Raw genomic sequence first — 7,660 nt, forward strand, 5'->3', positions numbered from 1 at the left:
GGTCCAGGTGACCGGGGTACGCCGCGACGGGCGCGACGTCACGCCGGTGCTGGCCCGCAGCTTCCACGACGACGGCATCGGCGCCGCCGCGACCGCCGGCCTCACCACCGTCGAGCCCGGCGCGACCGGCACCGTCACCCTCACCGGCGTCCGCCTGGCCGGCGGCGACGTCGTACTGCGGTCGGTGGCGGCCACCCCGGACGGCGGCGGCCTGGACACGCTCTGGCCGGTCGGCGCCCCCGGCCGGTACGAGGTCACGGCCGGCTACGTGACGCTGCCGATCACCGGCGCGACGAACGTCTGCCCGGGTGCGACGGCACTGCGGACCGCGACCTTCACCGTCGGCGACGGGCCGGGACCCGGCCGGCGTTGGCTCTGGCCGGCCCTGGGCACGCTGCTGGTCCTGCTCGTCGCGGTGCTCGTCGTCCTGCTCCTGGTACGCCGTCGCCGGCCGACCGCCGCCGCGGCGGCCCTGCTGCTCGTGGCGGTCGGCGCGTTGGTCGGCGGCGGGTCCCGCCCGGCCCGGGCCGACTACTCGGTCGACCCGACCGCCGGCGTGCCGATCGCCGGCGTGGACTTCCAGGCCCTGGTGGACGGCTGCCTGGCCGGCTTCGCGCAGCCCGGCGGCGACCCGTCCGGCCTGCTGCCCCGGCTCAAGGACAAGAAGAGTCCCCGGGTGCGGATCATCCCCACGCCAGGCGGCTCCGGCGCGTTCGAGACCCCGCAGAGCACCGACGGGAAGGGGTCGTCCACGGTCACCTGGAACCCGACCTCCACCGACCCGTACGGCGACGGCGTGGCCCGGGATCCCTGCGCCGCGCTCTACCACGAGCTCAACCACGCCGACGACATCTCCCGGGACGCGGTCCCGCAGGGCGACTGCGGGAGCACCGGGATCCGCGCCGCCGAGGTGAAGGCGACGCTCGCGGAGAACCGCTACCGGGCGGCGAAGGGCCTGCCGCCGCGCCAGGAGTACGACGGGAAGCCGCTGCCCAAGAGCCTCGACGAGTGCAAGAAGCCGGCGAAGAAGACGCCCCCGCCGAAGGGGCCGGTGAAGCTCTGCGAGGACGGGGCGGACTGCGGCGGCAGCAACGGCGACCCGCACCTGGTCACGTTCGACCGGGTCGCCTACGACTTCCAGGCCGTCGGCGAGTTCACGCTCGTCGCCTCGACCGCCGGCGACCCGCTGGAGGTGCAGGTCCGGCAGGCGCCGATGGCCGGCACGCGGACCGCCTCGGTCAACTCCGCGGTCGCGTTCCGGCTCGGCGCCCACCGGGTGGCGCTCACCCTCACCGATGGCGGCACGCTCGTGCACGTCGACGGCGCGCCGCCGGCCGCGCCGGCGCAACGCTCCGACCTGCCCGGCGGCGGCAGCCTCACCCGCCGCCCGTCCGACACCGGCCCGATCGACGGGTACGACCTGACGTGGCCGGACGGATCCGCCGCCGCGGTGGACCAGATCGGCCGCTACGGCTACCGGGTGCTGGTCCGGCTCGCCGACGGCCGGGCCGGGAAGGTGCGGGGCCTGCTCGGCGACTTCGACGGCGACCCCGCCGACGACGTCGCGCCCGCCTCCGGCGCCCCGCTCACCCAGCCGGTGCCGTTCGGCAAGCTCTACCCCGCGTACGCGGACAGCTGGCGCATCACCCAGGACCGCTCGCTGTTCCCCTACGCCGACGGCGAGAACACCGATACCTTCACCGACCGGGCCTTCCCCGAGCGCGAGGTGACCGTCGGCGACCTCGACCCGGCCCGTCGCGCGTCCGCCGAGCAGGTCTGCCGCTGGGCCGGCGTCACCGCCCCGGCGCAGCTCGCCGAGTGCGTCTTCGACGTCGCGGTCAGCGGGCGACCCGAGTTCGCCGTGGCCGGCGCCACCACCGAACGGGTCGTCCCGCCCTCCGGCACGCCGATCACCGCCGTGCCCGTCGCCACCGCCGGCCTGACCCCCGGCGGCGCGCCCCTGACGTTCCCCGGCCGCGCCGGTGACGCCGTCTTCGTCGACGTCACCGCCCCCGGCATGGCCGACCGCTGCTCGCCGTACCTGCTCGTCGACCCGGACGGCCGGGAGATCGCGAGCGGCTGCGTCATCAACGGCTCCGGGTACGTCGACCGCGTCGACCTCACCGCCACCGGCACGTACACGCTGCGTGTCACCGCCGCACCCGGCGACACCGGCCGCGCCGCCGTCCGGGTCTATGCCGCGAAGGACAGCGGCGGCACGCTGCAACCGAACGGCCCGGCGGCGACCGCCACGATCGAGCAGCCCGGCGCCCGGGCCCGCTACCGGTTCACCGGCGCCAAGGGGGAGCGGGTCTACGTCGAGGTGCCCGAGAGCACGCTGCCCGACCAGTGCTCGCCGCTGGAACTGCGCGCCGCCGACGGGCAACTGCTGCGCAGCGGCTGCGTGATCAACGGCGTCGGCGAGGTCGACGGCACCGTCCTGCCCGCCGACGGCACGTACACCGTGGTGGTCGACCCGGTGGAGCGCGGCACCGGCACCGCCACCGTGCGGGTGGTCACCGGCCGGGACCGGGACGCGACGACGGCGCTCGGCGGGCCGCCGTTCGTCGCCACGGTCGACCGGCCCGGCGCGGTCACCGGCTACCGGTTCACCGCCCCGGCCGGCACCTCGGTGACGGTGACCGCGACCGCCGCCACCCTGCCCGACCAGTGCGGCGTGCTGGTGCTGCGCGCGCCGGACGGCGGCACGCTGGCCACCGGTTGTGTGATCAACGGGGCCGGCGGCATCGCGCCGACCGTGCTGCCGTCCGCCGGCACGTACGCGCTGCTGGTCGACCCGTCGGGGGCCGCGACCGGGCAGGTCACGCTGGTCCTGCGGTGAGACCACCCCTGCCGTTCGGGGGCGGCGCGGGGGCGTGCTAACGTCTCGTCCCGTTGTCGGTGAGCGCCGCTAGCTCAACTGGCAGAGCAGCGGACTCTTAATCCGCGGGTTCGGGGTTCGAGTCCCTGGCGGCGCACCAACGAGCAAGGCCCTGTCCTGGTGGTTCACACCGGGCCGGGGCCTTTTTCGTGTCCGCCGGTGGGTGGTGGTGTCAGAACGAGATTGGCGGTACCGCACCGGTCCGGCGAGCGAGCAGCGGAGAACGCCTGCGGGCATGGGTGAACTGCCATTCCAGGTCCGGCGCCTCGCTCGCCCGGGAGGGGACGCGGTAGTGAGCGGCCAGGGCGTCCTTGACGCCGAGGAACAACCACGCCCAGTAGGTCGGCTGCACGAGGTGCCACTCGAGCTCCGACAGTGCGCGCACCTCGTCGTACCCTCGCAGCACGTCGTCCTGGTAGCCGCGCCACGAGAGCGCGAAGTCGGCCACCTGGAACGTGTGATGGGTGGCCTCGAAGTCGAGCAGGCCGGTCAGCCGCCCGTCGTCGAACAGCAGGTTCCACGGCGTGAAGTCGCCATGGATGACGCTGCGCGGCGCGTCCAGGTCGGGGTGGTCGGCGAACCATGACGCCGCGGCTTCGTGACACCGCCGCAGCACGCCTCCCTGGACCGGGTTCGCGGCCTCGTGGCGCCGCAGCAGGCGCGCCAACTCGGGGTCGGCGACGACGTGGGCGGGTGCGTGGAAGCCGCCTCGCTGGTCGCCGATGCCGGTGGCTGCCGCGCTCGCGTGGAACTCCGCCAGCAACCGTCCCCGGGCGCGCCGCTCGGCCGGCTGGTCCTGCGCGGCGGGCGATGCGGATCGGCCGGGCAGCCGGTGGAACAGCACCCACGTGCCGTGCGGGCGGGTCAGCGGCTCCTCGACCGGTTCCGGCGTGGGCCAGCCCAGGCTGCGCACCGCGGCAGCGACTCGCAACGTGTAGCGCCAGTCGGGAAAGGTCGTGTCGTCGAAGTACTTCACGATCAGCGCGGCACCGTCTCTCGTGGCCGCCCAGGTGCCACTCGACCGGTCCGCCAGCACCGGTCCGGCCGTCAGCCGCCAACGCGCGCACACCTCGGGGTCGATCACCGCAGCGGCCCGCGGTCGCGCCGCCCCGGTCACCTGGTCCTCCCTTCCCGGCATCGTACGGATCAACGGTGTCACACCGCTGCGGCAGACCGCGCGGCTCACCCCGTCCCCGTCCGTTCCGTGCGCGAGGCCCGCGAGATGGCATCGTGAGTGCCGGTACGCGAGTTGGCGCCGACAGGCGTGCCCACCCCGCGAGGAGGCACTGTGCCCACCGAACCCACCGGAAGCCCGGACACGATCCTCGTCTGCGTCCGGGGCAACTCCGGCTCGGGCAAGAGCAGCATCGCCCGTGAGCTCCGACGCCGGCACGGCCGGGGCTGTGCCCTGGTCGAGCAGGACTACCTGCGCCGGATCGTGCTGAGGGAACGGGACAGGCCCGGCGGCGCGGCGCCGGCGTTGATCGCGCAGACCGTGCGGTTCGCGTTGGACCACGGCTACCACGTGGTGCTGGAGGGCATCCTGCACACCGGCCGCCACCGGAGCATGCTCACGGCGCTGCGGGACGGCCACCGGGGACGGTCGTTGTTCTGCTATCTCGACGTGTCCCTGCCCGAGACGCTGCGCCGGCACCTCACCCGGCCGCAGGCCGGTGAGTTCACCGCCGAGCAGATGCGCGGCTGGTACGCCGCCCACGACGTCATGGGCTGGCCGGACGAACTCGTCCTGCCCGAGAGCACCGGGCTGGACGAGGCCGTCGAGGCGATCGCGGCGGCCGCCGGGCTGCCCCAGACCGGACGCGACGACGACAGGCTTCCGCGCCCTGCCGTCCCCGAGGAGCAGCTGAGTCGGCGACCGATGTAGCCGTTCTTCACCGTCGGTCCCGGGTGGCCGGACACCCCGTACCGCACGGCGACTGCGACGACGAGCGGCTCGCCCTACCGCGCCCGCCTGAGCCAGCCTGGGAGGACGCCGCCGGTAATCGTTGGGCCCGTCGTGACACAAGCCAGGGTGAGAGTCGCCGAGGCAATGGGGGTTCGGGTGGGTCCACCGGAGAAGAGGGGCGAGGGCTGGTTCACCGGCCTCTACGCCGCCGAGTACGCGAACGTGGTGAGGTACGGCCTGCGCCGACTCGCGGACGCCGACGCGTCGGCGGAACTCGCCCAGGAGGTCTTCGTCGTCGCCTGGCGTCGTCGCGACGAGGTGCCGGACCGCAGCCTGCCCTGGCTGTACGGGGTGGCCCGGCGGCTCCTCGCGAACCACTGGCGGTCGCGGCGCGGCGTCCCCGACGTCCTGCCCATCACCGGTGCCGACCTGGCACGGGTCGCCAGCTCGTCGGGTGCCGACACCACCGTCGGGGTCGCCGACGTCCGGGCCGCGCTGGCCGTCCTCGGTGAACTCGACCAGGAGATTCTCCGGCTGATCGGATGGGAGGAGCTGACGGTGTCCGAGGCGGCCCACGTCATCGGCTGCACCCGGGCGACCGCGGCGGTGCGCCTGCACCGGGCCCGTCGGCGCCTCGCCGCAGCGATGTCGGAGCGGCCTGCCCAGTCCCGGCACCGTCCCGTGTTGGCGGCCACGCGAGAGGAACTGTGATGTCCGGAGCAGAGCGCACCCGTACCCTCCTGGGCCCGGTCGACCCGGCCCGGACCGCCGTCGTCGCACCGCCGCTGGTCTCGGCACGCGAACTGATCAACCGCGCCGGCACCACCGAGACGGTCGCCGGGCGTCGTCGCGTACACCCGAACCGCCGGCTGGTCCTGGCAGCGGGGACGCTGGCGGTCGCGGCCGGTGCCGTGGCCGCACTCCAGCCGTTCGGCAGACGCCCACCGGACGTACCGGGGGGGACCGGGAGCATCGCGGGAACGGTGCTCGTGCCGGTCTCGTACCAGTTCGACACGGACCCGCCGGAGGCCGGTCCGCACCTGCGCGCGTTGGCGGGCAAGATCAAGGACGCCGATCACGAGCACCTCGGCGGGCGCTACACGTACCACCACACGAAGGTGTGGGGCGATCCGGTGATGACCTCCGCCGACGGCCGTCACCAGGTCGCCTTCGCCGGCGAGACGAAGGTCTGGCAGGCCGCCGACGGGACCGGCAGCCAGATCAACACCCAGGTGGAGCCGCAGTACCCCGACCAGGAGTCCCGTGACTACTGGCAACGGGAACTGGCCTCGCGCCCCGCGCTCGGCGCCGCGGTGACTCCGGCCCCGGTCCCGCTGCCGCCCATGGAACTCACGCCACCGTCGGCTGACCCGTCGCGGCTACGGGAACTGCTCAAGGTCGAGCTCGGGCCGGGCGCGGCGAGCAAGGAGGTCAGCACGCTCTACCAGCGGTTCGTCGTACCGCGTGCGGTCCGAGCGGCGATCCTGCGGGTCCTCGCCGACGTGCCCGGCTTCCGCTGGCGGGGGCAGGTGACGGATCGCGCCGGTCGGGACGGGGTCGCCGTCACCTTCGACGACCGCGAACACGACGCCCAGTCTCTCCTGATCTTCGATCCGACGACGGGTGAGCTGCTCGCCCATGAGCGACTGACGCTGTCGCCCGTACGGATCAGCGCGTACCAGTTGATCCTCGAAGCCGCGCGGACCGATCGAATGGGTTGACGGCCGCGCTCCGGGGCCGCTCCTTCCGGGAGCGGCCCCGGAGCGGTTCCGGGTCGGAGCCGTGGTCGGCCGGGCCCCGCGCCGGCCGGGACCGAGTCGGCCGGCACAACCGTCGCCCGGGACGACATCCGGGCGGAAGGCCGGCGGCGCACCGGGTTCAGCGGGGGCGAGCGGTGGCCCCGGCGTGCCATCAGCGCAGCGTACGGCCGGTTTCGTTGCGGTAACCGGGAGCCGCGGTCCGTTGCGTCAGTCCGGCCGTCGACCGTCACCAGGACGTCGGGCGGCCGAGGTCGCCGGCCGGTCGGTACCCGCCGAGGACCGCCAGGCCGTCCGCCTCGGTGTAGCCGCGTCCCCAGCCGGCGAGGAACGCCTCGACGACGCACGGCTCGACCCGCATCTCCAGCACGTCGTCACCCTGCCGGCGCGCCCGGTAGGGCCCGGCGGCGAGGTCGCCGGCCCTCGACCCGTCGCCCGGGGCGGGTTGGGCCCGGATCGTCATCCAGCGGTCGGATCCGTCGCCCACGACGAGTGAGCCTTCGAGAAACGGGCCGCGCTCCGACCGGCCGAGCGTGACGGCGCACTCCAGCAGCCGCGCTCCGGCCGGCAGCGACCGCAGCCGAAACGGCACGACGCAGCGGTGGGCGCCGTCGAACCGGACCCGGCTCGCCGCGCCCGTCGCCTCGTCGCGGCCGGCCGCGTAGATGTCGAGCTGGGCCCAGAGGCCGTCGGCCGGTCGCCACCGGACGAACCACAGCTGGCGGTCGCCGGACGGGTCGAACCAGGCGACTCCCGGTCGGCCCCCGACGCGCACGTCCGTCCGTTGCTGTGGTCGTCCCGCCGAGGAGAGCGTCTGCTGCAGCCCGTCCAGCGTCGCGGCGCTGCGGGCCAGCGCGAACCGGGCCTGCCCGGTCCGGCCCCGGAACTCGACGCTCTCGACGCCGCGTCCCGCCGTCCACGTGGCGGACTCCGCATCCCCGACCAGGGCGGGGGTGGCGAAGTGCACGACGCCGGGGTCGGAGCCGACCACCTCGGGACGCGCGGCGGCGCCGGGTTGACCAGGCGCGTCCGGCAGGGCCAGCGCCGCGGGAGTCAGGGGCGCGGCATCCGGTGCTCTGCCGGTGGGCACCACCAGGACCACCGCGGCGAGCGCAG

The 7,660-nt window shown here is 74.7% G+C and carries 6 protein-coding genes and 1 tRNA gene; 5 read left to right on the plus strand and 2 right to left on the minus strand.

Annotated features, from left to right (window positions below; translation table 11 throughout):
- On the plus strand, positions 1-2,842 hold a 2,842-nt coding region (locus tag HUW36_RS21015), incomplete at its 5' end, for a VWD domain-containing protein (RefSeq protein ID WP_174529733.1).
- Positions 2,843-2,905: 63 nt separating this feature from the next.
- A tRNA-Lys gene (locus HUW36_RS21020) sits at positions 2,906-2,981 on the plus strand.
- A gap of 72 nt (positions 2,982-3,053) precedes the next feature.
- Here HUW36_RS21020 and HUW36_RS21025 read toward each other — a convergent pair.
- On the minus strand, positions 3,054-4,067 hold the full coding sequence (locus HUW36_RS21025; protein WP_174529734.1) for a phosphotransferase enzyme family protein: 1,014 nt from the start codon (positions 4,065-4,067) through the stop codon (positions 3,054-3,056).
- Positions 4,068-4,169: 102 nt separating this feature from the next.
- Between HUW36_RS21025 and HUW36_RS21030 the strand changes: the two genes are divergently transcribed.
- From HUW36_RS21030 to HUW36_RS21040, 3 genes are all read left to right on the plus strand, one after another.
- Complete coding sequence (locus tag HUW36_RS21030) at positions 4,170-4,766, plus strand: kinase (RefSeq protein WP_174529735.1); 597 nt, start codon at positions 4,170-4,172, stop codon at positions 4,764-4,766.
- 177 nt (positions 4,767-4,943) lie between these two features.
- Positions 4,944-5,498 (plus strand): RNA polymerase sigma factor, encoded by a 555-nt coding sequence (locus HUW36_RS21035; RefSeq protein WP_246248250.1) that lies wholly within the window; start codon positions 4,944-4,946, stop codon positions 5,496-5,498.
- Entirely contained in the window at positions 5,498-6,508 is a 1,011-nt protein-coding gene (locus tag HUW36_RS21040; RefSeq protein ID WP_174529737.1) for a CU044_5270 family protein, read from the plus strand. Before HUW36_RS21035 ends, HUW36_RS21040 begins: the two co-directional genes overlap by 1 nt.
- Positions 6,509-6,773: 265 nt before the next feature.
- Here the strand turns inward: HUW36_RS21040 and HUW36_RS21045 are convergent.
- A partial coding sequence (locus HUW36_RS21045; RefSeq protein WP_174529738.1) for a hypothetical protein occupies positions 6,774-7,660 on the minus strand: 887 nt, incomplete at its 5' end.

Origin of the sequence: Micromonospora maritima (genome assembly GCF_902825405.1) — a bacterium.
Taxonomy (GTDB): domain Bacteria; phylum Actinomycetota; class Actinomycetes; order Mycobacteriales; family Micromonosporaceae; genus Micromonospora; species Micromonospora maritima.